The sequence below is a fragment of the Verrucosispora sp. WMMA2044 genome (assembly GCF_027497155.1).
GTDB lineage: Bacteria > Actinomycetota > Actinomycetes > Mycobacteriales > Micromonosporaceae > Micromonospora > Micromonospora palythoicola.
In genome coordinates, this window is sequence record NZ_CP114913.1 from 5,850,922 (window position 1) to 5,876,547 (window position 25,626).

Genomic DNA, 25,626 nt, shown 5'->3' on the forward strand with positions numbered 1-25,626 from the left:
GTGAGACCCGAGCCGAGGAGAAAACGGACATGAAGGTACGGACATCCCTCCGGTCGCTGAAGCGGAAGCCGGGTTCGACGGTGGTGCGCCGACGTGGCCGGGTGGTCGTGGTGAACCGGCTCAACCCGCAGTGGAAGGGCCGCCAGGGCTGAGCTGGTCGCGAGACGATCGGAGCCGCTCCCGCCGGCCGACCGGCACCGCTGCCGACGCCGTTTCGTCGGTGCCTCGGTGCGGTGGCCGGTCGTCGTCGGGCGGCTGCGGCGGTGCGATCCAGGTGACCAGCACCACCGAAATGATCATCAAGAGGAACCACGACGTCAGCTTCGTCAGTGACACCGGATGCCAACCGTCCGCCTGGCTCGGGTAGAGCCAGGCGTTCGACCAGGTGGCGATGTTCTCGGCCAGCCAGATGAAGAAGGCGACGAGGACGAAGGCCAGCAGCAGCGGCATGCGCAACCGGGCCCGGAAAATCCGGAAGTGCATGACGCAGGGACCGAACACCAGCGCCACGGCCGCGACGAGCAGCCACCGCACGTCCGGCAGGTAGTGGTTGGTGAAGAAGTTGACGTAGATCGCGGTCCCCACCAGGGCCGTCAACCAGCGTCTCGGATAGCGCGTGAAGCGCAGGTCGAACAGCCGGTTCACCCGGACCAGGTAGGAGCCGACCGCGGCGTACATGAAGCCGCTGAACAGGGGCACCCCACCGAGCCGGAGCACCCCCTCGGGCTCGTACGTCCACGAGCCGACATGGGTCTTGAACAGCTCCATCACCGTGCCGACGAGATGGAACAGGACGATCACCCGCAGTTCGCGCAGGCTCTCCAGCCGCCCCGCGACCATGGCGACCTGGATGGCGACCGCGGCGACGGTGAGGGCGTCGTTGCGGGCGAACGCGGCGTCGTCCGGATACCAGAGGTGCGCAGCACAGATGATCGCCAGCATGGCGGCACCGAACACGCACGCCCAGGCCTGCTTGAGCCCGAAGACCACGAACTCGGTGATCCACCCCGCCGGCCCCTGACGCGGTAGCCGGGCGAGCGCCGCGCGGAAGCGGGCATCGATCGCGCGTTCGGCCGTGGTCAGCGCGGCCCGGCCGTCGGGGGTGTGCTGCATCGCTCCGAGGCTAGTGCTTCCAGATGGGCAGGCAGGCGGTGGTCAGGACCGTCTGGTGAGCACGATCGTCGGCTTGCTGCCGTCCGGTGCGGCGAAGGAGTACGTCAGGGTGTCGCCGTCGATCACGTAGTCGGCCGTGTTTCCCAGCGCCGTTCGGAACCCGTCAACGCCGGGCAGCGGCATGGTACGACCGTTGAGCGTCATCGAGCCGTCCCCCACGACGTCCGACAGGGTGAACGTGCGTCCGGTGTCGGTGTAGTTCCCGGTGAACCGGGCGGTCGCCCGCCCCGTCACGTCGGCGATCCGGCAGGAGGCCTCGTACCCGGCGTTGAATCGGCCGTCCGCCGTAAAGGTCGCCACCCAAGGCCCGCGGCACGAGGGCACGGTGCCGTACTCCGCCGACAACACCCGCATCACGTTGGCGACGTCGGTCACCCACTCGCCGACGAGCCCGCTCGACTCGCACATCTCCTCGACGGTGAGCAGTTCGGCCACCAAGGCGACCTCACCGGCGGTGGTCGCCCCCACGGCCGCGGCACCTTCTCCCGCTCCGGCCTGGGGTGTTCCCGGCCGTGCCCCGGGACAGGCGCAGCCCTCCTCGGTCAGGCAGAACATCGCGTGGCCGCCGGGAGCCAGCTCGACCGTGCCGGCGAGCGGCATGGCGACGGCGCCGGCCGCGCCACCCTCGACGGTTACGCGAAGCACCTCACCACCGGACGCGTTGATCCGTATCGGCAGTGCGCCGAAGGCGGGTACCCGCATCCGGGCCTCGACGGGTTCGGCCGCGACGGTCAACACCGGGGCTACCCGGGAGCCGGTGATCCCAGGGCCCCGCGACTCCCACACCTCACCGAGTTCGGGCGACCGGACGAGCGACGTCGCGACGCGGCGGACCGCCTCGGTGGCGGACCGGTCGAACAGCGTCTCGACCGCCCGAGCGCCCCGGCGGCCCAGCATGGGCAGCATCGTCCGCCACGGGTCGGCGCCGGTCGCGGCGGCGACCGCGTACAGGCCGATGGCGTCGTAGCTGCGCGTCGTCAATGCCCTCGCCGGTTGCAACAGCCAGGTGTCCCATCGCGCTGCGCTCGACGGGGAGCCACCCACATAGGCTTCCCCGGCCCATTCCGCCTGCCCCTCGATGATCCACAACGGAGCTCCGTCGAGGTTGCGCAGCGGTGCCGCGTCGTACTGGAAGCAGTGCCAGACCTCGTGTGCGATCGTGCTGGTGATCGAGGAAGCGTCGGCACCGAACAACGTGCGCGGCAGGGCGATGCGGCAGGCGCGGGTCGTACCGCCGTCACCGGCCACCGGGGTCGTCAGGGCGTCGCCGCCGGTGCGGGCATCCGCGACCGTCCGTACCCGTACCGTCAGCCGCAGCCGGTGGCCGGTCCGCTCCTCGATGTCCGCCACGATGCCGGCCACGACGCCGGTCAGTTCCTCGTTCGACGGGACGGTGTCCGGCGCGACAGTGGTCGAGCCGCGGCGCGCGAGGCCCTGTCCCGGACGGACGACGAGTTCCTCCTCGTCGGCGGAGGGCTCGACGATCGCCCTGATCCGGTCGGCGACCGGTGCGTCCAGGGTGGGCAGTGCCTGCGCGGCCGTACGCAGCGCCAACCCCGCCATCGGTGGCGCCGTCGTGTCCGCCGGCGTCCACGGTTCGACGCCCGGCAGCGGCTCGACGAGCCCGGCGACCATCCGCAGCGCCTGTTCGACCGGTAGCGCGCCGCGTGCGTCCAGCAGTTCGCCGAGCGCCAGCAACCCCGGATCGGGCCGGGCTTCGACCGGGTCACCGCCGGACCGGGTGGGCTTCGTCCCGGCCCCGGTGCAGCCGGAGGCCGCCGCGAGCAGGACGGCGAGCAGGAGCACGAGGAGAGCGCCTCGGCTACCGCGTCGTGACAAGGGGACCTCCGGAGCGTCGGCCGGCGGCTGGGCGCATCGCCGTCAGTGCTGTCCTGGTGCCGGGCCGTCCCGCCTCGTCACCGAGTGTCCGGGCCGCGCCGAGTGCGACGGTACGGCGAAATCGACCGACGGTACATCCGTTACGAGCGCCGCAGTGTGGCGCCGGTCGACACGTGCGGTGACCGATCGGACGGTGTACGGGAGCCGGGTGGCGGTACGGGGACTGACAGGACGGCCGACCGGGGATACGGTCGGGCGGGCAGGGGCTGTCCGATCGCTGGCCTGCCGTTCGTCATGCCGATGTACCACCCGGCAGGACGACTTGATGGGAGATCCGACGTGAAGTACATGATGCTGGTCTGCACCGATCCGGAGCCGGACCCGGAGCCGAGCAACCACCCGGACGTCGAGGTGTGGGTGGCCGAGAACGACGCGGCCGGTCGACGCCTCCAGGGCGCCCAGCTGGCGCCAGCCTCGGCCGCCACCACGGTACGGGTCCGCGATGGCCAACTGTTGGTCTCGGACGGGCCGTTCGCCGAGGTCAAGGAGATGATCGTCGGCTTCGACCTGCTGGAGTGCGCCGATCTGGACGAGGCGATCGAGGTGGCCCGGGCGCATCCGATGGCCTGGGCCGGGCGGATCGAACTCCGCCCGTTCGCCGACTTCGAGCAGTGACGGAGCCGGCCGCCGAGAACGCGGCGCCGCGGGCGTCGACCGACGACGACGGCGCGGCGGCGCGGCGGCGTGCCGGTAACGGGGGCACGGCGGCCGACCGGGCCGCGGCGGCGCAAGCCGTCGCGGCCACCGCCGTCGAGGCGTACCCGCGGATCGTGGCGGCCCTGATCCGGATCACCGGAGACTGGACGCTGGCCGAGGACTGCACGCAGGAGGCCCTGGCCCGGGCACTGGATCGTTGGCCGGTGGACGGGGTACCGGCCAACCCGGCGGGCTGGCTGATGGCCGTTGCCCGGAACCGGCTGCTCGACGTGCTGCGGCGGGCCTCGGTCGAACGGCGCAAGCTGCGCGAGGTGGCGGTGCTGGCGCTGACGGCCGCCACCGCGGAACCGGTACCGGACGAGGAGGTGGTGGACGACCGGCTGCGGCTCATCTTCACCTGCTGCCATCCGGCACTCGCGCCGCAGGCGCGGGTCGCGCTGACCCTCCGGACGATCTGCGCGGTACCGACCGCCGACATCGCCCGGGCCTTCCTGGTCAGCGAGTCCACCATGACGCGGCGGCTCACCCGGGCCAAGACGAGGATCGCCGAGGCGGGTATCCCGTACCGGGTGCCGCGTGGCCATGCCCTGACCGAACGCCTGCCCGGCGTGCTGGGCGTGCTCTACCTGCTGTTCACCCAGGGCTACGACGCGGACGGCGAACCGGCCTTCGCCGAGGAGGCGATCCGGTTGGCCCGGTTGCTGGTCCGGCTCATGCCGGAACAGCAGGAGGCGACGGCGTTGCTGGCGCTGTTCCTGTTGCAGCACTCCCGCCGGACCGCCCGGCGGGACACCGACGGCAACCTGATTCCGCTCGATCGACAGGACCGGTCCCGGTGGGACCACGCGGCGATCGCCGAGGCCGACCGCCTGCTCGTCCGGCTGACCGGGTCCGGCCCGTACGCGTGGCAGGCCCGGATCGCGGCGTGCCACGCCACCGCGCCCAGCGCAGAGGCCACCGACTGGCGACGGATCGCCGACTGCTACGACCAGCTCGTCCAGGCGCAGCCGACCCCGGTGGTGGCGTTGAACCGAGCCGTCGCGCACGGGTACGCGTACGGGCCGGAGGTCGGGCTGGCCCTGCTCACCGAGGCGCGTGCCGGCGGCGGGCTCGACGGCTATCCGTTGACCCTGGCGGTGGAGGCGGACCTCGTCGCCCGGCAGGGTGACCGGGAGCGGGCAGCGGCGCTGTTCCGCGCGGCGGCGGACCGGGTGCACGGCGAGGCCGAGCGGCGGGCCCTGCTCGATCGGGCACGTTGTGCTTCGAAGCCCGAGTCGTAGCGACCGCAGCATCAGGGCACCGGCCGACAACCGAAGCGGGGACCGGCGGTGCCGAAGGCGGGCGTCGCGAGTTCGACGGCGTACCGGGGCTGTGCGGATGACGCAACGGGTCGATACTGCGGAGATGATGCGATGGCCGTGGGTGAGCGCCGCCGTTCTGCTAGCGCTGAGCATGGCGGCCTGTGACGCCGCACCGCCGGATGCCGCGCCGAGGTCGCCGACGCCGACGGCCTCGTCCACCGGATGGACGGCTCCGCCACTCCAACTGCCCACCGTCGGGCCCGGCGACCCCTGCCCGGTCACCGAGCCCCGGCCCTGGTCCGACAGCGACCTGGCGTCCCGGGTGCTCGGCCCCGGCCCGCTGTACCCGGTCGCCGACTACTTCGTCGACGGTGCCCTGCAACTGCGCGACGAGGACCGGCAACCGGACGGCACGTACCCGAAGAAGGTCCGGTGGATCGGCTCCGGCTACACCGGTCCGGTGCTGGTCCGGGCAGCGCGCATCGACGCGCCGGGCAGCGCGACGGCGGTGTTCTCCTACACCGGCGAGCCCCGCGACGACGGGCACCACGCCGTGTTGACCACGCCGGAGAGCGACCTGCCGGGCGTCACCACCGTGGCCGGGCCGGGCTGCTACGCCTACCAGGTGGACGGAACCACGTTCAGCGTGACGATCGTGTTCCGTGCCGTCCCGGCGGCTCGCTCCTGAGCAGCGGGCACACCAGCTCGCCACCGGACTTTGGTGTGGCACACCGCCCTGCGGTCGGGTCCGTCGTCGGCATCGGTGACCGAAACACGGGCGTGGTTTCATGGGCCCATGGCGAACCCGGTGATCCTCTCCGTCGACGACGACCCGGCGGTCTCCCGGGCGGTCGCGCGGGACATCCGGCGCCGCTACGGCGACCGGTACCGGGTGGTCCGTGCCACCTCCGGGCCGGAGGCACTGGAGGCGCTGCGCGAGGTCAAGCTACGTGGCGACCAGGTGGCGCTGCTGCTGGCCGACTACCGGATGCCGGAGATGAACGGCATCGAGTTCCTGGAAGCCGCGATGGACCTGTTCCCCGCCGCGCGCCGGGTGCTGCTGACCGCGTACGCCGACACCGGCGCGGCGATCGACGCGATCAACCTGGTCGACCTCGACCACTACCTGCTCAAACCGTGGCACCCGCCGGAGGAGAAGCTCTACCCGGTGGTCGACTCCCTGCTGGAGGCGTGGGCGGCCAGCCCGGCCGCCGGGGAGAGCGAGATCCGGGTGGTCGGGCACCGCTGGTCCGCCGAGTCGTTCACGGTGCGGGACTTCCTCGCCCGCAACCTGGTCCCGTACCGATGGTTGCTGACCGACGACCCCGAGGGCGGCCGGCTGCTCGCGGCGGCCGGGGCCACTCCGGCCGACGTCCCGCTGGTGGTCACCACCGACGGCAAGGCGCTGGTGGCACCCTCGGAGGCGGAACTGGCCGGGCTGGTGGGACTGGACGTCACCCCCACGGCGGACTTCTACGACCTGGTGGTGGTTGGCGGCGGGCCGGCCGGCCTGGGTGCCGCCGTGTACGGGGCCTCGGAAGGCTTGCGCACCGTCCTGGTGGAGCGGCTGGCCACCGGTGGACAGGCCGGGCAGAGCAGCCGGATCGAGAACTACCTCGGCTTTCCCGACGGGGTCTCTGGGGCGCAGCTCACCGAGCGGGCCCGCCGGCAGGCGTTGAAGTTCGGCGCGGAACTGCTCAGCACCCGTGAGGTGGTGGGCCTGGCCGAAGCCGGGTCGGCGCGGCTGCTGCGGTTCAGTGACGGACAGACACTCGCCGCCCACTCGGTGGTGCTGGCCACCGGCGTGTCGTACCGGATGCTCGGCGCGCCCGGCCTGGCCGACTTCACCGGCCGGGGCGTCTTCTACGGCTCGGCGGCCAGCGAGGCACCGAGCTGCGTGGGCGAGGACGTCTACATCGTCGGCGGCGCCAACTCGGCGGGGCAGGCGGCGGTCTACTTCTCCCGCTACGCGAAGCGGGTACACCTGCTGATCCGGGGCGCGGACCTGAGCACGTCGATGTCCCGGTACCTCATCGACCAACTGGGCCGCATCGACCAGGTGACCGTGCACCCGTACACCGAGGTGGCGGGCGCCGCCGGTGACGAACACCTGCAACGGCTGACCCTGCGGGACACCCGGACCGGCGAGCAGCGGGAGGTGGTGACGTCCTGGCTGTTCGTCTTCATCGGTGCCGAGCCCCGGACCGGATGGTTGGACGGCACGCTGGTCCGCGACGAACGGGGATTCGTGGTCACCGGACCGGACCTGGTCGCCGGGGGACGTCGACCGGCAGGCTGGTCGCTGCCACGCGAGCCGTACCACCTCGAATCGAGCGTGCCCGGCGTGTTCGCCGCCGGTGACGTCCGCGCGGCCTCGGTGAAGCGGGTGGCCTCCGCCGTCGGTGAGGGCGCGATGGCCGTGTCGCTCGTGCACCGGTACCTGGAGGCACAGTGACCAGCGGGGACCCTGGCACCGGCCCGGGGCGGCTGACCGCCGACGACCTGCGGACGCTGTTCCTCTTCGAATCGCTCGACGACGCCCAGTTGAGCTGGTTGGCCGACCAGGGCCGGGTCGAGCGGCGCAACGAAGGCGACCTGGTCTACGGCGAGGGTGATTCGGCGGAGTGCTTCTTCGTCCTGCTCGACGGCACGGTGCGGCTCTGCCGCACGGTGCACGGCGACCAGGTGGAGATCAGCCGCACCGCGCAGCGCGGGGTGTACGGCGGTGCCACCCAGGCGTACCTGGGTGACGACCGGCAGTACCGCAACAGCATGTGGGCGCTCACCGACGCCGAGTTCTTCGTGCTGCCGGCGGAGCAGTTCGCCCACGCGGTGCGTACCTGGTTCCCGATGGCGATGCACCTGCTGGAGGGCATGTTCATCGGGATGCGGGACACCCAGACGCTGATCGGCGAACGGGAGCGGCTGCTGGCCCTGGGTTCCCTGTCGGCCGGCCTGACCCACGAGTTGAACAATCCGGCCAGCGCGGCGGTGCGGGCCACCACCAGCCTGCGGGAACGAATCGCCGGAATGCGGCACAAGCTCGCCATGATCGCCGACGGCCGGCTCGACGGTCGCCGGCTGCACTCCCTGGTGGGCCTCCAGGAGGAGGCGGTCGAGCGGGTGGCCAAGGCACCGACGCTCTCACCGCTGGCGACAAGTGACGCCGAGGACGAGTTGACCGACTGGCTGGACGACCGGGGCCTGACCGCCGGCTGGGAGCTGGCGTCGACGCTCGTCGGCGGCGGGCTGGACGTCGACTGGCTGGAACGCGTCCGCGCGTCGGTCGGCGAGGAGGACCTGGAAGCGGCGGTGCGTTGGCTGAGCTACACGGTCGAGACCGAACTGCTCATGCGGGAGATCGCCGACGCCGCCACCCGGATCTCCACCCTGGTCGGTGCCGCCAAGCAGTACTCCCAGCTCGACCGGGCGCCGTACCAGGTGGTGGACGTGCACGAACTGCTCGACGCCACGCTCGTGATGTTCAAGGGCAAGATCACCGCCGGGGTCCGGCTGGTCCGGGAGTACGACCGGAGCCTGCCATCGATCCCGGCGTACGCCGCCGAGCTGAACCAGGTGTGGAGCAATCTGATCGATAACGCGCTCGGCGCGATGGGTGGTGACGGGGTGTTGACCGTCCGGACTCTCCGGCAGGACGACTGGTTGATCGTCGAGGTCGCCGACACCGGCCCGGGCATTCCCGACGAGATCCGCCCCCGGATCTTCGAGCCGTTCTTCACCACGAAGCCGGTCGGCGAGGGTACCGGCCTCGGTCTGGACATCTCCTACCGGATCGTGGTCAACAAGCACCACGGTGACATCCGGGTGACCAGCACGCCCGGCAGCACCCTGTTCCGCGTCCTGCTGCCGATCAGTCCGCCGGAACCGCCGGCCGGCTGACCCGACGGACGGCGGCGCTCGGGCCAGCCCGGCCGGCGGTCAGGCGCTGCGGTCCAGTCGTACGCCGGCCGCCTCGGCGTGGTCGAAGAGGTCGTTGATCAGCACCACGTCGCGGCCGGCGTTGGCCAGCAGGGAGGCGGCGAGGGCGGCCCGGTAGCCGGACCCGCAGTGCACCCAGACGGTGCCGGCCGGAATGTCGGCCAGCCGGCGGGGCAGCTCGGGCAGCGGCACGTGCACGGCATCCTCGACGTGGCCGTCCCGCCACTCGTTGCCCAGCCGCACGTCGAGAACGACCTGCGGGGCGGGCAGCCCGGCCGGTGGATTCCCGGCCTGCGCGGCGGCCAGCGCCGGGAAATCCGCGACGAGCAGTTCCCGCAGGTCGGCGGGCTCGTCGACCCACTGCCGGGGGGTGCCGGTCGCCTGGGCGGCGGGCCGGTCGATGCCGATCCGGACCAGCTCGCGCTGGGCGTCGGCGACCTGCTCCGGTGTCTCGGCCAGCAGCGTGACCGGGGTGCCCCAGTCGATCAGCCAGCCGAGCCAGGTCGACACGGGGCCGTCGAGGCCGAGGCTCACCGTGCCGGCCAGGTGCGAGACCGCGTACGCCTTGCGGTGTCGCAGGTCGACCACCCACTCCCCGGCGGCGATGCGCTCCCGCAACTGCGTGGCGTCGGCTCGCGCCACCGGGGTGAGGTCCACGGGGGCCGGGCCGGCGGTGTTGGCCACCCCCATGTGCGCGTAGTACGCCGGGTAGGCGTCCAGACCGGCCAGGGTCTCGGTGACGAACTCGGTCGCGGCCAGCCGGAACACCGGGTTGACCTGCTTCTCCCGGCCGATCGTCGAGTCGGGGGCGTCGGCCTGGCTGGCCGAGCAGAAGCTGCCGAAGCCGTGGGTGGGCCACACCTGTGCCCCGTCCGGCAGCAGGTCGGCGAGCCGCTGCGCCGAGGTGTGCTGGCGCTTGGCCAACTCGTGCGCGTGCTCGGCGCCGAGCAGGTCGGTGCGGCCGGTGGTGCCGAACAGCAGAGATCCGCCGGTGAAGACCCCGGTCGCGGTCCAGCCGCCCTCGGTGGCCTCGTCGAGCACGTACGACAGGTGGTGGAAGGTGTGACCAGGGGTGGCCACGGCGCGCAGCCGCAGCGTCTCCGACACCTCGACGACGTCGCCGTCGCCGACCGGTACCCGGTCGAAACCGACCTCGTCCGCGGCGGCGACCAGGTACCGCGCCCCGGTCAGCCGGGCCAGGTCCAGCCCACCGGAGACGTAGTCGTTGTGCAGGTGCGTCTCGACCACGTGGGTGATCCGCACGCCGGCCGCACCGGCGAGGTACAGCACCCGGTCGATGTCCCGCTGCGGGTCCACCACGACCGCGACCCGGCCGTCGGTGGCCAGGTAGCTGCGGTCGCCGAGGGACGACGTCGTGATGACCGACACCTGCACCGTCATGCCAACTCCTCGGTTGCTCGTCTCCAGCGAGTGCTTACCCGGCGGGGGTGCGGAGATGCCGCCCCGATCGGGTAACCGATCCGAATATACCCCTGGGGGTATGCATCGGCCACTCGGGCGGGCCGGAACGAACCGGCAGCCGGTCCGCGGTCGAAGCAACTCCGACCGCGGACCGGCGTTGTCACCTACCGGTCACAGGCGTGCGCACTGACCCCAGGCCGGGCCCCGCACCGTGTTCGCCCGACCCTCGTTCACCGGGGCCGGGGTGTTGCCCGAGCAGGCCAGCGGGCCGCTGACGGTGTTCGCGGCGACGACCACCGGCTGGCTGCCGGAGTTGCCGGTCACGCTCACCGGGCCGCTGACGGTGACTCCGTCGACCCGTACTCCACCGAGGTTTGCCACCAGCGCCAACGGTCCGTTGATCCGAGCCTTGCTGATCTTCAGGTCGCCGGTGGCACCGGCCACCATGACCGGACCGGAGATCTTCGTCCCCGACAGCTCGAACAGCACCGGCCGGGTGGCCGACACCGGGCCGTTGATGGTGCCGCCGGTCACCCGCAGGGAGGCCCCTGCGGCGATCGACACCGGACCGGCGATCGTGGCGTTCTCCACGCAGGTCAGGCCGGTGGTCACGAGCAGCGGCTTGGCGTGCCTGCCGGTGATCGTGGTGGTGCACTCCGGGCCGCCCTGACCGACCGACGACCGTGGTTCGGTGTCCGCGGTCACCGGCGAGTTGGCGGAGAAGTAATTCACCAGCATGGTGAGGTCGTTGTCGCCGGTGGTCACCGGGTCGGTGCCGCCGGCGAGCGTGGTGAAGTTGTCCCCGCCGGCGGCGAGGAACGAGTTCACCGTGACCCGGTAGCTGCCCGCCGGGTCGATCGGCGTGCCGTTCAACGTCATCGACGTGATCCGCGAGCCCTGAGCGGCCTGCGGGTCGTAGGTGTAGCTGAAGCCCTCCGACACGCCGAGCCACAACACCGGGCGGGACGCGCCCGCCGGCTGCCACTGCTGCTCCAACACCTGCTTGATCTCGGCACCGGTGTAGGTCTTGGTGACCACGTCGTTGGCGAACGGCTGGACGGCGAAGGCCTCGGCGTACGTGATCGTGCCGTCCTCGCCGTACAGCAGGTCGGCCCGCAGGCCGCCCGGGTTCATGAACGCGATCTGCGCCCCGCCCCGGCCGGCGTCGCGGGTGCCGGCGAGCTGCACGTCGGCGATGAAGTTGCCAAGCGCCGACTCCTTGCCCCGGTCCTCGTTGCCGTCGGTGTAGGCCCGCCGGATGTCGGCGGTGATCTCACCGAGCTTGCGCTGGCCCAGCTCCTGCGCCCGGACCTTCGCGGCGGCCACGATCTCCGCCACCGCCGGGTCCTGCGGTGCGCCGACGACGTCCACCAGCGACGCGTCGGCGGCGGTGATGGCGCCCGCCTCCGGGTCGAAGGTCAGCGTCACCTTGCCCAGCCGCTTGCCGTAGTCCTCGGCCTGCACGATCGGCCGCAGCTTGTCGGTGCCGGGAACCGGCACCTCGAAGGCGTACGGCTGGTGGGTGTGCCCGCTGAAGATGACGTCGACGGTGGCGTCGGCGCGGGTGAACTCGCCGAAGACCGGGTCGTTGGCCAACGCCTCGGGGGAGTCGATGTTCGCCGTCGCGGCGCCCTCGTGCGCGAGCAGCACCACCACGTCGGCCTCGCCGTTGTCCGGGTTGCCGTCCTTGAGCTGGCCGGCGACCAGGTTGGCCTCGGTCACCGGGTCGCGGAAGGTGATGCCGGCGATGCCGTCCGGGCTGACCAGCGAGGCGGTCTGCTCGGTGACCACGCCGATGAAGCCGACCCGGACGCCGCCGATCGTGTCGACCGAGTACGCCGGCAACGCCCGGGTGTCACCCCGGTACACGTTGGCACCCAGGTACGGGAAGTCGGCCCGGTCGGTGACCCGGCCGGTCAGGTCCGCCATGCCCTTGTCGAACTCGTGGTTGCCCACCGCCGAGACGAGCAGGCCGGCCTGGTTCAACGCGTCGATCGTCGGGTTGTCGTCGTCGATCGCCGAGATGAAGGTGGAGGCACCGATGTTGTCACCGGCGGAGACGAACCCGGTGTTCGGGTTCTCCGCCCGCAACTGGTTCACCAGCCCGGCGAGCTGGGCAGCACCGCCGACCGGCTGACCACCCACGGTGGCCGGCGACTCCAGTCGGCCGTGGAAGTCGTTGATGCTCAACAGCTGGAGGTCCACCGGGCCCGGGTCCGCTCCGGTGTCGATGCCCACGACCAGCGGGTTGTGGTCGCTGGCCCGGTACGGGTCCGGTGCGTAGAACGCGGCCAGGCCGTCGTACTGGAAGGCGTACGACTCGACCGCGTTGATCTGCCAGACGTCGACGCCGGTGACCCGCGACGCCAGCGACGGCGAGGCGAGCGCGTGGTCGAGCGAGCCGGACTCACCGTTGAAGACGTAGCTGGTCTTCCCGGTGTCGTTGAGGTTGCGGTAGTCCTCGTCGTAGAGGACCTGCATCGGATCCTCCTGGGTGTACGCGTTGAAGTCACCCAGCAGCAGCGCGTCGTCGGTCCCGCTGTCCGCCTTGACCTGATCCACGAAGGCGGCCAGCGCGCCGGCCTGCCGGACCCGGTCACCGTTCCAACCGCCCTGACCGTCCCCGGCATCGGCGTTGTCACCGGTGCCGGCACCGCTCTTGGACTTGAAGTGGTTGGCCACCACGACGAAGTCCACCGAGCCGGCGGTGAAGGTCTGCGCGATCGGCTCGCGGGCGTTGGACCACACCGTCTCGTCGTTGACCGACCGCGACGGGCCCTTCGGCTGCGCCTCGGCCGGCTTGAAGATGATCGCCGTGGTGATGACGTCCTGCTCGGCCGCGCTCGGCAGCTCCGCCGGAGTGCGCACATAGTCCCAGGTGCCCGCGCCGTCCTCGCTGTTCAGGGCGGCGACCAGGCGCTTGAGCGCCTGCTGCGGGTCCTCGGCGTCGAACCGGACCGAGTTCTCGATCTCCTCCAGCGCCACCACGTCGGCGTCCAGCGCGGAGATCGCCGAGACGATCTTCGCCTCCTGCTTGGCCAGCGCCGCCTCGTCGGCGGCACCCCGGGCGTCGCCGCCGAAGTGAACGAAGTAGTTCAGCACGTTGAAGCTCGCCACCCGCAGGTCGCCGCCGACGTCGACGGGTCCGGCGGTACGCGGGTTGGTGGCCTTGAACGTGGTCCGGGCGGCCGGCGCGGTGTCCGCGTCGACCGGTCGGGTCGGCTGCAGGCGCCACTCGTTGAAGCCGTACGACAGCACCGACGGGCCGAACGCTTCCACCTGGTCACCGACCCGCAACGGGCTGGCCGGCGAGACGTACGGCGGCAGCAGCCCGGCGGTGGCCAGGTTGGTCGTCCGGCCGTCGTCGACCAGCAGGCGACGCCGCTTGTTCTCGGCGGCCAGGGCCTGCGCGGTGTCCGAACCGGGGCGGGCCACGTCGGTAGGCGTCCGGGCCGGCTGGTCACCGGCGGTGAGCGCCACCTCGCCGTACCGGTTGGTGTTGTACACCTCCGACACGGCGTACGCGCCGACCGGCGCCACCAGCATCGACTCGACCGACTCGCGAGCGGCCTCGTCCAGCGGCAGCTCGACCGGGACCGGTGCCGGCAGCGGCGCACCCTGCGCGCACACCTGCACGTCGGTCCGGGCCGCGATGGTGAGCTGGGTGAGGCCGTTGAACTCGCCCGCCGTGCCGCTGACCCGGACGCGGTCGCCGATCGCGACCGACGGGTGGTTCGCGGTGTTGCTGGTGAGGTACACGAAGATGCCGTCCGAGGCGGTACCGGCGGCGACCGGGCGCTCGGCACCGCTGCCCGCCGTCTGCACGTACACCCCGTTGTAGCCACCGCTGCGGTGGTCGGCGGTGACGATGCCCTCCACGGTCACCCGGCTGCCGGCCAGCGGCGTGGCCGTACCGGTGCCCTGCACCTCGGCGATGGTGTGGTCGACCGTGACGGTGCAGCCGGTCGGGTCCGGATCGGGATCCGGGTCCGGCGCGGCGTTGCGGACCCCGAAGGTGTTCGCCGCCGGCGCCTGCCAGGTTCCGTCGATCTTCTGGAGCGAGTGGCCCGCCGGGGTCGACGCGGTCTCCTGCACCCCGATGTCCACCCCGGTCCGGCCGCTCGCCGGTCCGCCGACCGCGGCGAAGGTGCCCTCGTAGGTCAGGAACTCGGCGACGTCACCGCCGGGCGCGACGAGCGCGACGCCGTCGGGGGAGCCGTTCTGGATGCCGTCCGCCGGGTACGACTCGACGACCACACCCGAGGCCGGCACCGCGCCGCCCAACGTCCTGGTTCCGTACGCCGTGCCGTTGGCACCGTTGTAGAGGACGATCTGCCAGCCGGTCAGGTCGAAGCCGGCCGGCCCCTCGATCTCGATCGCCTCGCCGGTGTCCGCGCCGACGTTGTCGTAGTGGATCTCACTGATGAACGGCATGGTGGCCGCCGGGTCTGCGGCGGCGGCGGTGCCACTGGAGAGGATGAGCGTGGTGGCGGTGACCAGTACGCCCGGGATTGTGAGTAGTCGGGTACTTCTTGTGCGCTGCATGTAAGCGGCCTCCGAAGGGAGTAGACCGTCGGAGGATAAGCGGCACCGGTGTCCATGCGGGAGCCGCCGGGTGTACCAATGCGGCAAAGACCGTGACGCCGGTCCTCGTTCAGCCCGCCCGAGCGACGGGGCCGATCAGCTGACGCTCGGTGCCGGTCATGCTGAGCATCACCCACTGCACCTTGCCCTTGGTGATCAGGCCGACCATCTCCGGATGCAACTGGGTGAACCAGCTCTGCACGCTGGCCAGACCGAGGGCGCTCGCGGCGGTGGCCGCCTCGGCCTCGGTCAGCCGCTGAAGCACCACGATGTCGCTGCGTACCAGAACCTCGACGTCCCAGCCGGCCAGGTCGTCGCGGACCACCAGGGTGGCCCGCCAGGGCGCGCTGAGATTGGTGTCAGGCCCGGTCACCGGACCGGTGTCGATCACCACGAGCTGCGGTTCGGTGGGTGTGGCCGGGACCGGAGGAGCGACACCGGGCGGCAGGAACGAGGCGATCTCCCGGCCGATGACGCAGCGCCGCAGCAGGGCGTCCCACTCCTGCTCCCGCGCGGTCTGGATGAACAGCCGGGCGCCGAGCGCCAGGGACCGGAAGGCGAGCAGCTCGGCCGCGCGTACCCCGCCGGTGAGCATCAGCCGGGTCGGCTCGGCCCGGAACACCCGCAGCCCCACCGGCTCCTGCTGACGGTTACGGCCGACGACCAGTCCACCGCCACCGGCCACCAGCCGTAGCCCGGCGACGGCGGCACCGTCCGCCACGTGCAGCCCCATCCGACTGCCGGGAAAGGCGACGCCGTTCATCGCAGGAAGCCTCCCAACGGCAGGGTGGCGGCCACGCCGTGGGCGTGCTCACCGTCGAGTCTCTGCAGGCGACCACCGTGATCGCGGATTGCCCGGTCGAGGGCCTGATCGGCGGCGGCCAACGCGGCCGGGTCCGCGCCGATGAGCCGGAACGCCACCTCCACCAGAGCGTCGTCGTCGCCGGGGCGGTCGTTCTCCCGAGCCACCGAGACCGACACCACGCCGGCCGCGGCGGGCAGCCCACGCAGCAGCGGGTCCAGCTCCCACGCCCGGCCGGGCCAGGCGAGCAGTCGATGACAGCTCTGCGGGACACCCTGCACCGACCAGTTTCGCCAGCCTTCCCGGGCCAACGGTCGGTCCGTACCCACCGCCCCGCCGGTGAGATGGGTCAGTTGGGCTACCGCGGCGAGCACCTCGTCCCGGTTCAGCAGCCGGGCCGTCGCCCGCTCCTGCCGCAGCTGCCGGCGGGTCCGCCGGATCGCCGCGGTGAGCGCCGGTCGCAGGTCGCGGTCGGCATGAAAGTCGGGGGTCCGCGGAGCGTGCAGCACCACCCACGCCTGCCGGCTGGCCGGGACGCCACCGTTGGTCAGCTCGCGGTACGCCCGGTCGACCGCCGCCGCCCGGGCACGGGGTGCCGGGGTCACCTGGATCAGCACCTGGACCGTCACCACCGGTGTCGCCGGGTCGGCGGCGGGCAGCAAGGCCACCGGCGACGGCAGGGCCTGTGGCGCGCCCATGAGCAGTGCACCCTCGGTCGGATCGACCTCCAGCACCGCGCTGAGCCCGCCCCGGTGGGTCAGCAGCACGGCCGGCTGATCGTCGATCTCGACCTGATCCAGCTCGACGGTGCTCTCCAGGTGACGCAGCACCTGCCAGGGGCCGTCGGACCCGGCGTCAACCAGCTGTCGGCTGCGCCCCCGGTACGCCCACCACACGGCCAGCCACTGGTGGAGCCATCGGCCCCGGCGGCGCACCATCGTCGGAGCGAGCACCAGTACGGCCACGGCGGCCACGGCGACGGTCAGCGGCAGGCCGTGCGGCGTGGCCGCCAGCACCGCCGCCGCACCGGCTTGCCAGGCCACGAGCTGAGCCACGTGGATCCCGCCGACGCGTGGCTGCCGTCGGTGTGGGCGTACGACCGGGACCGGTGCGGCGTCCTCGGCAGAGACCTCCGCGACGGGCTGTCCCGCCGGGGCGGCCATGGCCTGTGGTGCGATCCGGCTCTCCGGTGCCCGGGCGGTGGGCGCGGCGGCGGCGGCCGGCGCCGCAGCGGCGGCCCGACTGGTGTACGCGGTGCCGACGGTGGCCCGTCCCTGCCCGCGCTGGGCCGCCCAGTTGTGTCCGGGCCCGGCGCCGCCGAGCGTCGGTGCCGGCACAGCGCCCTGCTGGGGCGGGCGTTGCTGCGGCGGCGGTGCCGCCGCCCCCGGGTGATGCTGCCAACCCGGCTCGCCCGGCTGTGCCGCACCCGGATGCGTCACCGCGCGTCCCTCCCTGCCCGGTGCCGCATCGTCAGCGCCCGATCGCGACGCGCACGTCGGCCACGGTCACGGTCCGCAACTCGTCGAGGCTCGGTCGTTGGCCGGACTGCCGCAACCGCTGGGCCTGCGCTTTCCGCACACCCTCGAAGAGCTTGCGTGCCTCCCGGGCGTTGCCGAAGTTCTGGTCCCGCTCGATGGTGCCGAAGTGCTCGCGGAGCACCTCGGAGACGCCGTCGGCGAGCAGATACTCGTCGCCGCCGGCCATTCGCTCCACGATGACGACAAGCTGCTCCGGCGAGTAGTTGCCGAACTCCACAGTCTTGGCGAAGCGGGAGGCCAGACCGGGGTTGGCATCGAGGAACTGCAGCATCTCACCGGTGTAGCCGGCCGCGATCACCGCGATCTCGTCGCGGTGGTCCTCCATCAGCTTGACGAGCGTGTCGATGGCTTCCTGCCCGAAGTCGCCGCCGGTGCCGGACGACCGGGACAGGGTGTACGCCTCATCGATGAAGAGCACGCCGCCGCGCGCCAGTTCGAACGCGGCGGCGGTCTTCTCGGCGGTGTGGCCGATGTACTGGCCGACCAGGTCACGTCGGGAGACCTCGCGGAAGGCGCCGCCCGGTAGTGCGCCCAACGCCGCCAGCAGGTCACCGTAGATGCGCGCCACGGTGGTCTTACCGGTGCCAGGGGCACCGGCGAAGATCAGGTGATGGCTGACCGCACCGACGGGCAGCCCGGCGCTGCGCCGCCACTCGTTGACCTGGATCTCGTCGATGAGGGCGCGTACCTCCTCCTTCACCGACTCCAGGCCGACCATGGCCGCCAGTTCGCCCAGCAACTTCTCCACCCGGGCGGCGTCCTGACCGGTGTGCGCGCGGGCGGCGTCGGCGCCGAAGGCGGCCTTCCGGTTGACGGTGCCCTCGACGACGGTCGGCTCGGCTCCCTCGGCGATCTCGATCGCCGGCTGGCCGGTGTTCTCCGTGGTGCACTCCTCGACGCTGCCGCGGCAGCCACGGGCGAAGGAGACCGCCGGCCCGCGGGTGTCGCGGATCCGGCAGCGACGCAGCACCGGGGCGCTCTGATGGACCACCGCCACACCGGCCTGTCCGGTCTGCGAGATGTCGCAGGTCTCGATCGTGGGTCGGCCGTACTGGTAGATGTAGATGCCCCGGTTGCCGCAGCGGGTCACCGTGCTGGTGCGGATGGTCGGGGCTGCGCCGATCCGCACGATGATGCCGTCCTCGCTGAGATCGGTGAACTCGCAGCCCTCCACGCTGCCGTCGGAGTCCTCCACCACCAGGCCGTACCGTCCGCCGGTCACCCGGCAACGGCCGAGGGTGAACTCGGACCGGCCGGCCACCTGGATCGCCGCGCCGAAGCCGGCGTTCAGCTCGCACCCGGTCATGGTGAGCCTCGCCCGGTCGGCCACCACGACCGGCGCGTCACCCGCCTTCAGGACCAGGTCGCGCAGCTCCAACCGACCCGAGTTGCAGGACACCGTCGGGTACGCACCGGCGGACGCGTCGATGGTGACCGTGCCTGGGCCCTGCGCGGCGACCACGCTGACGCCACGGTCATTGACGAACAGGGCCTCGTGGTAGGTGCCGGGGCTGACCGAGACGACCGCGTCGTCGGTGGCCACCGCCAGTGCCTCCCCGATGGACGGGTAGGCACCGGGCTGATCCGGGGAGACGAGAAGGGTGCGCGTCATGGCTCCGGCTCTGGACGGCGAGGAGGGGGCTGGACCGACGATATCCCAGGCGGTCGACGCGGTGTGAGCCCCTCGATGCCAGCGGTGCCCGGACACCACCCCCGTCGGGCGGCCGGTGACGGTTAGGCTCGCTGGCGGGCCGGGCGAAACCTCGCCGGGAATCCCCTGTCGACGACCGGGAGGACGGGATGGCGCAGCCACGGATGCTGCCGCTGGCGGCCGGCGCACTGCTGGCCGGCGGCACCGTCCACACGCACACCTCGGTACGCGGCGATCTGGCCCCCGACCTGCATCCGGTGGTTCGCCGTTTCCTGCACGGGCTGCCGGTCGAGCAACGCGAGCGCTATGCCGGCTGGTGCGCCGAGGCGGTGCTGATCTCCGACCGGCTCTACGCAGCCGAGGCCGGCGGTCCACCGCTCGACGCGGCCCGAGCCCGCGCGCTGCTGTGGGGCGCGAAGATCCGGGTGACCCGGGTACGGGAGGAGGGTGACCCGCGCCACGGCCAGGTGCAGCCGCCCTGCCGTTCCTGCGCGGCCCTGCTGGACTGGTTCGGTGTGGAGGCGCTGACATGACCGAACGCTTTCCGCCCCTGGTGGCACAGACCCTCGCCGCCGCCGGCTGGTCGCCCCATCGGTCCGACCAGAGCCGGGGCCGCGAGTGGGGGCTGCGGATCGCGGCCCACGCCACCCCCGGTGGTCGTCAGCACACCGTTACGGCTCGGGCGATCGAGGCTTATGCCGAGTTCGGTGGCCTGCGGGTACGCCCGCAGGGTGAAGGTGAACAGGTCGCACCGAGCGGCGTCCACCTCGACCCGTTCCTGGTGCGGCACTCGGTGGAGACCCTCGCCGAGCTTGCCGAGGCGATCGGCGCGCCATTGAGCCCACTGGGTGAGGAGGGCGACGGCAGCGGGATCCTGGCTCTCGACGAGCACGGCCGGGTGTTCGTGCTGGACCACACCGGGGACTGGTTCCTCGGCGCGGATCTCGACGAGGCGCTCACCACGCTCGTGCTCGGTCACCGCCCCCAGCGGGTACGCGCGGACGGCACCTGGTGACCGGCTGGCAGCCGACCACCGCCGCCGAGCGCGCGCTGTTGGCCGCCGCCGAGGCCGACGACCGGGAAGGCTTCCTCACCGAACTGGTCGCCGGTCCGCTGCTGCTGCCCGTGTCGCCCGGCGCGGCGGCCGGCCGGGAAGCGGTGGCCTGGGCGACCGGCCAGCACGACGGCGTCACGCACGTGCTCGCGTACACCTCACCGGCGGCAATCGCCGCCGGGCTGCCCGGCCAGTCGGTGAGCTACCGGGTGTCGGGCCTGATCGACCTAGCCGTCGACTGGCCCGACGACGAATGGATGTTGGCGATCGACGCCGGGTTGCCGATCGGCATCCGGCTGACCGCTGACGAACTCAGGGCCCTGACCGAGCCGGTGATGGAGGCCGAGCGACCGCTGCGCGAGGCGGTCCGGCGGCAGGACCCGAACGCCCTGATGGCCGCACTGCTCCGCGCCGAACTGGTGCTGCCGGTGGACCCGGACGGACCGGCGACACGTGACCTGTCCGATCCCGAGTTTCCCTGGTGGACCGTGCCCGACGAGCAGGGTCAGGTCAGCCTGCCCGTGTTCAGCTCGGAAGCCCGGCTGCGACAGGCACTCGGCGAGCGTGACCTGGTGGTGGTCAGCAGCCTCCAGCTCACCGACCACTGGCCGGACATCTCCTGGCAGTTGCTGCTGAACCCGGAGACGCCGCTGGCCGCGGCGCTACCCGGCGAGGCGCTGCTGACGTTGCGCGACTGGCTCGGCGAGCTGCGACAGGTCATCGACGAGGCAGCCAAGCAGGAGCAGGCGCGCCGCGACACGGCCAGGTACGCCGACCCGTCGGCGGTGGGCGTACCGGTGCCCCGTCCGGCACCCGAGACCGATGATGACGGTCCCGATCCCGGCGCACCGCTGCTGCTGCAACTTGTCATCCCGCACCGTTACCTGACGTCCTACCTGGATGATGGATACGACCGGGCGGCTGGACTGGTGCACGCCTGGCACGGACCGGGACGGGACACGCCGACCCGGCTGTACCGACGGCTCGGGCTGCTCGGTGAGGGCTCTCCGTTCGAGGAGTCCGACGAGTGGGTGGCGGTGCTGCGCTGGCCGCCCGGCGAGACCACGCCCGACGAGTGGGGTCAGGGCCAACCCCGGATGGAGTCGCTTGTCGTACCGGACGGCACCGAGCTGCGCTGCCTGCACGCGGACGGCCGGGACGAACTGCTGGCCCGCTTCGACGCCCCCGCCCGTCGCTGGTCCCCGGCCTAGCTGCTAGCCACCGCGGCTGGCGAACCAGGCCCGCGCCGGTGGAGTCTTGATCAGGATGAGCGACACGCCGGCAAGCCCGCCCACCACCAGCGGCGTGACCATCGTCGGGTGATAGCTGAGCTTGCCCTGCGCCAGCAGCGTCACGATGACCACGACGAAAAGTCCGAAGGTGAACCCGGCCGGCACGGCCAGCCCGGCGGCATTGTCGCCGGTCCAGGCCATGAAGATCCCCATGGCCGCGAGCAGCACCACAAGCAACGCGATCGCGAGTACGCCGGCACCGATGCCCACCACCAGGACCTTGCCCAGTCCGTCGCCCTCGGCGCGCAGCATCGCGCGGAAGAAAGCGAACCCGGCGATCAGCCAGAGGACGATCGAGGGCACCATCAGCAGGACGGCGACGGTGACGACGACCGGCCGCCGACGTGGCGTCGGCACGGACGCGGAGCCGGACTCCGCTGACGTGTTCAGCACCTGTCCGTCCTGCTACTCATCGGACGGGCGGCGCCAGGCGGCGTCACCGGCCGGAGCGGGATCAGACAAGGTCTGAGCGGTCGAGCCGACCGCCCCGCCCGGCGTCGACGGCGCGGCAGGCCCACCGCCGGCGAGCACGGGCTCTGCGGCCAGGCTGGCGTCTCGGCGGCGGCGCGAGCGGCGACGGAGCTTGACGATGGCCACCACTCCGCCGACGAGCATGGCCAGGAAGACCACCCAGACCAGCACGACGATCACGATTTCCGCGTAGTCGGGACCGTCGCTTCCGGCTGCCCGCGCGGCGGCGAGTGCCTCGTCGATCTCCGGCTCGCCGGTTGCCGCGGCGCGGCTGCCCCGCCCGTCGGGTTCGCCGGTCAACGCCTCCCGCAGGTCGAGTACGCCCCAGCCGTAGTACTCGTCGCGGCCCGGCTCACCGGCGTCCCTGGTGGTCTCAAGCAGCCGCTCGAACGTCTGGTACGCGTTCAGGTCCGGGTACTCGGCCTTGATCAGGGCCACCGCACCGGAGACGATCGCGGTGGCGCTGCTGCTGCCGGTCGCGGTGACGTACCGGCCACCTGGGCGAGCCAACGTCATGTCCTGACCGGGGGCGGCGATGCTGATCGGTAGGTCCAAGGTTCCCGGTACCGACCCCTTCTTGCTGATGACGCCCTTGCGGTCGACAGCGTTGACGGCGATGCTGCCGGGATGCGAGGCCGGCGCGCCGACGAGGATCTGGTCGTCGTTGCCGGCCGCGGCGACCACGATCACGTTGTTCTGGTAGGCGCGCTCGACCGCCCGGTTCAGCTCCTCGTTGAAGCTGCTGGACAGGGAAACGTTGATCACGTCGGCACCGGCGTCGATCGCCCAGTTGATGCCGGCGGCGAGGGCCGTCGGTGCGATCAACGGGGCGCCGTCCTTCTTGATCGTCACTGGAAGGATCTTGGCCTCGGGTGCCACGCCGAGCACGCCGTCACGGCCGCCAGGGCCGTGCCCGCGACCGGCGATAAGTGAGGCCATGCCGGTGCCGTGTCCCTGACGGTCGAGGCGGCCCTTGGTGCCGTCGTCGTAGAGGTCGATGCCGGGCAGGACGCCGCCGCGAAGATCCGGGTGTGTCGCGTCCACCCCGGTGTCGACCACCGCCACGGTGACGCCCTCGCCCTTGGTGATGTCGTGGAGCTCGGTCAGCTCCATGCTCTTGACGTGCCAGGATCTGTCGCGGACCGAGTCGGCGTGGGCGGGTGCGGCGGGCAGGGCGACGGCTGCCAGGACGCTCGCGGTGGTGAGCGCGGCGGCTGCCGATCGGGTGAGGACACGCATGCCCGTCAGCCTTCCTCTGTGCGCCGCCACGGGGACGGCTGCGAATAGACGGTCACCGCATGGTACGGGCCGGTCACCCAGGGTTGGGTGACCGGCCCGACGGCGTTCAGCTCTGGCCGAGGGTCCTGCCCTGCTCCCGGGGGCGGTGTTCGGCAGGGGCCTCCACCACACCAGCGGCGGAGGACTCGGTGACCCACAACTCGTCGTCACCGTCGCCGTACTCCCAGGTCTCCTGCTCTGCGTCGCGGGGTGCGGCCTTGCGTGGAGACGGCGTCGTCGGCCCGCCGCGTCGACCGCCCAGCGACGGAGCCGGCCCCGTCGCCGGCGCAGGTCGCCCGGTGCCCGCACCGGCGCGTCCGCTCAGATCGGGTCGGGCACCGGCAGCGCCTCCGCCGGTCACCGGCTTACCGGCAGCCGGTTTGCCGCTCAGCGGAGCGCTCGCCTTGGGCGGCCCGCCCGGCGCGGCACCCCGTTGACCGCCGAGGCTCGGCGGAGGTGCGGCAGGCCGTCCGGGGGCGGCGCCGCGCTGACTCGGGCGGGCGGTGGAGCCGGGCAGCCGCGGACTCGACGGCGGCGGAGTGGCCGAAGCGCCCGGCCGGTTGCCCAGACCCGGCCGACCCCGGCCACCGCCGGGAGCGCCAGCGCCGGTGTTGCCGGGCAGGGTCGGGCGGCTCGGTGCGGGACTTTTCCGGCCACCCGGCGCGCCGGATCCGCTAGCCGGGCCGCCTGCACCAGGAAGGGTGGGCCGGTTGGGCCCCGGCCCACGGCCACCGGGCGCGCCGGGACCACCCGCACCCGGCAGGGTGGCCCTCGGTGCGTTCGGTCGCGCTGAGTTCGGTGCGTTCAGCCCGGGGTTGCCCGGTCGCGGCCCGGGCGGGGCCACCGGCGGCACCACCGGACCGGGAGTCACGGGTGCCGTGGGTGCGGTGGTCACCGGCGGTGCGGTCGGCGGTGGGGCGACCGGCGCGGCGGCGCCACCTGCCAGACCGACGCCCTCCGGAAGATTTGGTGGCGGCGGTGGCGCGGCACCGGTCGGCGCGTCGGCCCCACCGGGTCGGGTCGGCAGATCCGGCCGGCTGGGCATGGCCGGGCGGTTCGGGGCGGCCCCGTTCATGGGTGCGCCGGGCGGGGGCGCCCCCGGACCGCCAGGGCGGGGCACGTTCGACGGATTGGTGATCACCGCGTCCGTCGGGCCCTTGAACTTCCCGCCCCGGGAGATATTGGAGATGTAGACGTCGATGTAGAGGTCCGCCAGCGGCTTGGTGATGTTCTTGGCGCGCTGGTGGTACTCGTTCTGCACGTCCTCGTACGACTTGGCGTCGTTGCCTGTGACACCGGGGACCCATTCGACGAGGTCGACAGCCTGGACGCCCTCGTCGTTGGTCCGGCGCTCCCCCTGTCGGATCTGCTCGGCCCGGTACTCCTCCCAGAGCGTCTTCATCTCCCGCTGGGCAGTCCCGATCTTGCTGGCGAGCTGGTCGAGGCCGGTGGCGTTGTTGCTGGCCACCTCCTTCCACTCGTCGAGCGAGTGCAGCGTGGCACCCACGCGGGACATGAAGACCCGTGCCGCGGGCGACTGCCAGCGGGCGTCCAGGGAGTCGGCATGGCGCTTGAGATTGTCCCGAGTGGTCTGCAGCAGGCTCGCCGCTCGCCGCCACATGTCGGCGAGTGCCGTCGTCCGCTCGTCACTCTCCTTGCGGACGTACTCCCACATCTGCTCGATGTTCACCGAGTCCCAGGCCGTGGGCTCGTACGGCGTGGCCCCGGCGGCCCGCTCGGCGGCGTAGTCGTCCGACACGCCGGAGTACATCGGATAGCTGACCGGCTGCCAGCCGTAGTAGTCGTCGCTCATCCCCGCTCCTCGGGCCTCGCCCCTGACACCGTCACCGGAGATCCGACTGGGTTAGCCGGAGATCGTCGTCATGCATGCGCTCGCCGTCACCGTGGATCAGATACGTGCCCGAGCCCTCACCGACGACCTCCGCCCGCGCCCACTCCGGGGTCTCCTCGCTCTGCTCCCCGGTGGGGCAGGCGTCGAGGCCGTGGTAGGGATTCATCGGCTCCGGGTTCAGCGCCGCCTCCGGCACCGCGCCGGCCGGGTTCTCCGCGCCTTCCTGCCATCGGCCGCTGAGCGTGTCCTGACCGTCGACGGCGGAGAACGCGTTGTAGACGTCGTCGTTGGTGGCCTGGGCCAGCGCGTCCCCGGTCAGATACTCCGCCGAGATGGACATCGCGGCCGTGCTGAGCGCGGCCAGGCCCTTCATCACGTCGCCCATCAGGTGGGAGATGGCCATCCGGCTCTCGTCGTGCCGGCCCCGGAAGAACGCGGCTTCCTTCATCCCGCCACCACCGAACGGCGCCTGCACCGTGAGCATGGGGCGTAGGCCGTTGTCGAAGCTGGGCTGGAAGTTGGTCTCCATCTCCCGCTGGATGGCCAGCGCGAAGTCCTTCAGCTGCTGGATGTCGACGTCGATCTGTTCGTCGACGAGCCATTCGTCGCCCATGTCCCCTCCCCCGTTCACTCACACGATGCCGGCGCGGCTGCTTCCTTCTCCGACTGGTCGGGGGTCAGGCAGCCGCGCTCAGTGAGTCCACTCTGGCCGA

The 25,626-nt window shown here is 72.1% G+C and carries 20 protein-coding genes; 9 read left to right on the forward strand and 11 right to left on the reverse strand.

Annotated features, from left to right (window positions below; all coding sequences use genetic code 11):
- Nucleotides 1–29 precede the first annotated feature (29 nt).
- Nucleotides 30–152 (forward strand): 50S ribosomal protein L36, encoded by a 123-nt coding sequence (locus O3597_RS26610; RefSeq protein WP_164449613.1) that lies wholly within the window; start codon nt 30–32, stop codon nt 150–152.
- On the opposite strand, the gene O3597_RS26615 is transcribed toward O3597_RS26610, so the two are convergent.
- Nucleotides 121–1,113 carry a DUF817 domain-containing protein gene (locus O3597_RS26615; RefSeq protein WP_348650313.1) on the reverse strand — a complete coding sequence of 331 codons (993 nt, stop codon included), beginning with the start codon at nt 1,111–1,113 and terminating at the stop codon, nt 121–123. The genes O3597_RS26610 and O3597_RS26615 overlap by 32 nt on opposite strands.
- 42 nt (nt 1,114–1,155) lie before the next feature.
- A complete protein-coding gene (locus O3597_RS26620) occupies nt 1,156–2,979 on the reverse strand; it encodes a hypothetical protein (protein ID WP_281602753.1) in 1,824 nt (607 codons plus the stop codon).
- 372 nt (nt 2,980–3,351) lie between these two features.
- Between O3597_RS26620 and O3597_RS26625 the strand changes: the two genes are divergently transcribed.
- From O3597_RS26625 to O3597_RS26645, 5 genes are all read left to right on the forward strand, one after another.
- The gene (locus O3597_RS26625) at nt 3,352–3,687 is read left to right on the forward strand and encodes a YciI family protein (RefSeq protein ID WP_164449610.1); all 336 of its coding nucleotides are present in this window, start codon (nt 3,352–3,354) and stop codon (nt 3,685–3,687) included.
- Nucleotides 3,684–5,009 (forward strand): sigma-70 family RNA polymerase sigma factor, encoded by a 1,326-nt coding sequence (locus O3597_RS26630; RefSeq protein ID WP_281602754.1) that lies wholly within the window; start codon nt 3,684–3,686, stop codon nt 5,007–5,009. The genes O3597_RS26625 and O3597_RS26630 overlap by 4 nt, the downstream gene beginning before the upstream one ends.
- Before the next feature lie 142 nt (nt 5,010–5,151).
- Nucleotides 5,152–5,718 carry a hypothetical protein gene (locus O3597_RS26635; RefSeq protein ID WP_281602755.1) on the forward strand — a complete coding sequence of 189 codons (567 nt, stop codon included), beginning with the start codon at nt 5,152–5,154 and terminating at the stop codon, nt 5,716–5,718.
- 108 nt (nt 5,719–5,826) lie between these two features.
- Nucleotides 5,827–7,485: an FAD-dependent oxidoreductase gene (locus O3597_RS26640; protein WP_164449608.1), complete on the forward strand. Its 1,659-nt coding sequence runs from the start codon at nt 5,827–5,829 to the stop codon at nt 7,483–7,485.
- Nucleotides 7,482–8,930, forward strand: coding sequence for an ATP-binding protein (locus tag O3597_RS26645; RefSeq protein ID WP_216592790.1), 1,449 nt, complete (start codon nt 7,482–7,484; stop codon nt 8,928–8,930). Before O3597_RS26640 ends, O3597_RS26645 begins: the two co-directional genes overlap by 4 nt.
- Nucleotides 8,931–8,969: 39 nt before the next feature.
- Here the strand turns inward: O3597_RS26645 and O3597_RS26650 are convergent, their stop codons facing one another.
- The 5 genes from O3597_RS26650 to O3597_RS26670 all read right to left on the reverse strand — a co-directional run bounded on the left by O3597_RS26650 (nt 8,970) and on the right by O3597_RS26670 (nt 18,927).
- Nucleotides 8,970–10,370: an MBL fold metallo-hydrolase gene (locus O3597_RS26650; protein ID WP_281602756.1), complete on the reverse strand. Its 1,401-nt coding sequence runs from the start codon at nt 10,368–10,370 to the stop codon at nt 8,970–8,972.
- Between the two features lie 192 nt (nt 10,371–10,562).
- A complete protein-coding gene (locus tag O3597_RS26655) occupies nt 10,563–14,936 on the reverse strand; it encodes an ExeM/NucH family extracellular endonuclease (RefSeq protein WP_281602757.1) in 4,374 nt (1,457 codons plus the stop codon).
- A gap of 109 nt (nt 14,937–15,045) precedes the next feature.
- Nucleotides 15,046–15,738, reverse strand: a complete 693-nt coding sequence (locus tag O3597_RS26660) for a hypothetical protein (protein WP_164449606.1) — start codon at nt 15,736–15,738, stop codon at nt 15,046–15,048.
- Nucleotides 15,735–17,216 (reverse strand): type VII secretion protein EccE, encoded by a 1,482-nt coding sequence (gene eccE / locus O3597_RS26665; protein WP_281602758.1) that lies wholly within the window; start codon nt 17,214–17,216, stop codon nt 15,735–15,737. The genes O3597_RS26660 and eccE overlap by 4 nt, the downstream gene beginning before the upstream one ends.
- A gap of 31 nt (nt 17,217–17,247) precedes the next feature.
- Nucleotides 17,248–18,927 (reverse strand): right-handed parallel beta-helix repeat-containing protein, encoded by a 1,680-nt coding sequence (locus O3597_RS26670; RefSeq protein WP_281602759.1) that lies wholly within the window; start codon nt 18,925–18,927, stop codon nt 17,248–17,250.
- A gap of 203 nt (nt 18,928–19,130) precedes the next feature.
- Between O3597_RS26670 and O3597_RS26675 the strand changes: the two genes are divergently transcribed.
- Genes O3597_RS26675 through O3597_RS26685 form a run of 3 tightly spaced genes read left to right on the forward strand, consistent with a single transcriptional unit; the run spans nt 19,131 to nt 21,231 of the window.
- The gene (locus tag O3597_RS26675; protein ID WP_208021023.1) at nt 19,131–19,499 is read left to right on the forward strand and encodes a YwqJ-related putative deaminase; all 369 of its coding nucleotides are present in this window, start codon (nt 19,131–19,133) and stop codon (nt 19,497–19,499) included.
- Entirely contained in the window at nt 19,496–19,981 is a 486-nt protein-coding gene (locus O3597_RS26680) for an SUKH-3 domain-containing protein (RefSeq protein WP_281602760.1), read from the forward strand. The genes O3597_RS26675 and O3597_RS26680 overlap by 4 nt, the downstream gene beginning before the upstream one ends.
- The gene (locus O3597_RS26685) at nt 19,975–21,231 is read left to right on the forward strand and encodes an SseB family protein (protein WP_164449718.1); all 1,257 of its coding nucleotides are present in this window, start codon (nt 19,975–19,977) and stop codon (nt 21,229–21,231) included. Before O3597_RS26680 ends, O3597_RS26685 begins: the two co-directional genes overlap by 7 nt.
- Nucleotides 21,232–21,234: 3 nt before the next feature.
- Here the strand turns inward: O3597_RS26685 and O3597_RS26690 are convergent, their stop codons facing one another.
- The 4 genes from O3597_RS26690 to O3597_RS26705 all read right to left on the reverse strand — a co-directional run bounded on the left by O3597_RS26690 (nt 21,235) and on the right by O3597_RS26705 (nt 25,526).
- Nucleotides 21,235–21,705, reverse strand: a complete 471-nt coding sequence (locus tag O3597_RS26690) for a hypothetical protein (RefSeq protein ID WP_164449601.1) — start codon at nt 21,703–21,705, stop codon at nt 21,235–21,237.
- Nucleotides 21,706–21,717: 12 nt separating this feature from the next.
- Nucleotides 21,718–23,022, reverse strand: coding sequence for a type VII secretion-associated serine protease mycosin (gene mycP, locus O3597_RS26695; RefSeq protein ID WP_281602762.1), 1,305 nt, complete (start codon nt 23,020–23,022; stop codon nt 21,718–21,720).
- A 106-nt stretch (nt 23,023–23,128) separates the two neighbouring features.
- Nucleotides 23,129–24,874 carry a hypothetical protein gene (locus O3597_RS26700; protein WP_281602763.1) on the reverse strand — a complete coding sequence of 582 codons (1,746 nt, stop codon included), beginning with the start codon at nt 24,872–24,874 and terminating at the stop codon, nt 23,129–23,131.
- A 31-nt stretch (nt 24,875–24,905) separates the two neighbouring features.
- On the reverse strand, nt 24,906–25,526 hold the full coding sequence (locus O3597_RS26705; protein ID WP_164449597.1) for a hypothetical protein: 621 nt from the start codon (nt 25,524–25,526) through the stop codon (nt 24,906–24,908).
- Between the last annotated feature and the right edge of the window lie 100 nt (nt 25,527–25,626).

Coding starts and splice junctions, on each gene's coding strand:
- O3597_RS26705 (WP_164449597.1), bottom strand. CDS start 25,526: ATGGGCGACGAATGGCTCGTCGACGAACAGATCGACGTCGACATCCAG.
- O3597_RS26615 (WP_348650313.1), bottom strand. CDS start 1,113: ATGCAGCACACCCCCGACGGCCGGGCCGCGCTGACCACGGCCGAACGC.
- mycP (WP_281602762.1), bottom strand. CDS start 23,022: ATGCGTGTCCTCACCCGATCGGCAGCCGCCGCGCTCACCACCGCGAGC.
- O3597_RS26700 (WP_281602763.1), bottom strand. CDS start 24,874: ATGAGCGACGACTACTACGGCTGGCAGCCGGTCAGCTATCCGATGTAC.
- O3597_RS26650 (WP_281602756.1), bottom strand. CDS start 10,370: ATGACGGTGCAGGTGTCGGTCATCACGACGTCGTCCCTCGGCGACCGC.
- O3597_RS26675 (WP_208021023.1), top strand. CDS start 19,131: ATGCTGCCGCTGGCGGCCGGCGCACTGCTGGCCGGCGGCACCGTCCAC.
- O3597_RS26655 (WP_281602757.1), bottom strand. CDS start 14,936: ATGCAGCGCACAAGAAGTACCCGACTACTCACAATCCCGGGCGTACTG.
- O3597_RS26610 (WP_164449613.1), top strand. CDS start 30: ATGAAGGTACGGACATCCCTCCGGTCGCTGAAGCGGAAGCCGGGTTCG.
- O3597_RS26640 (WP_164449608.1), top strand. CDS start 5,827: ATGGCGAACCCGGTGATCCTCTCCGTCGACGACGACCCGGCGGTCTCC.
- O3597_RS26670 (WP_281602759.1), bottom strand. CDS start 18,927: ATGACGCGCACCCTTCTCGTCTCCCCGGATCAGCCCGGTGCCTACCCG.
- O3597_RS26680 (WP_281602760.1), top strand. CDS start 19,496: ATGACCGAACGCTTTCCGCCCCTGGTGGCACAGACCCTCGCCGCCGCC.
- O3597_RS26660 (WP_164449606.1), bottom strand. CDS start 15,738: ATGAACGGCGTCGCCTTTCCCGGCAGTCGGATGGGGCTGCACGTGGCG.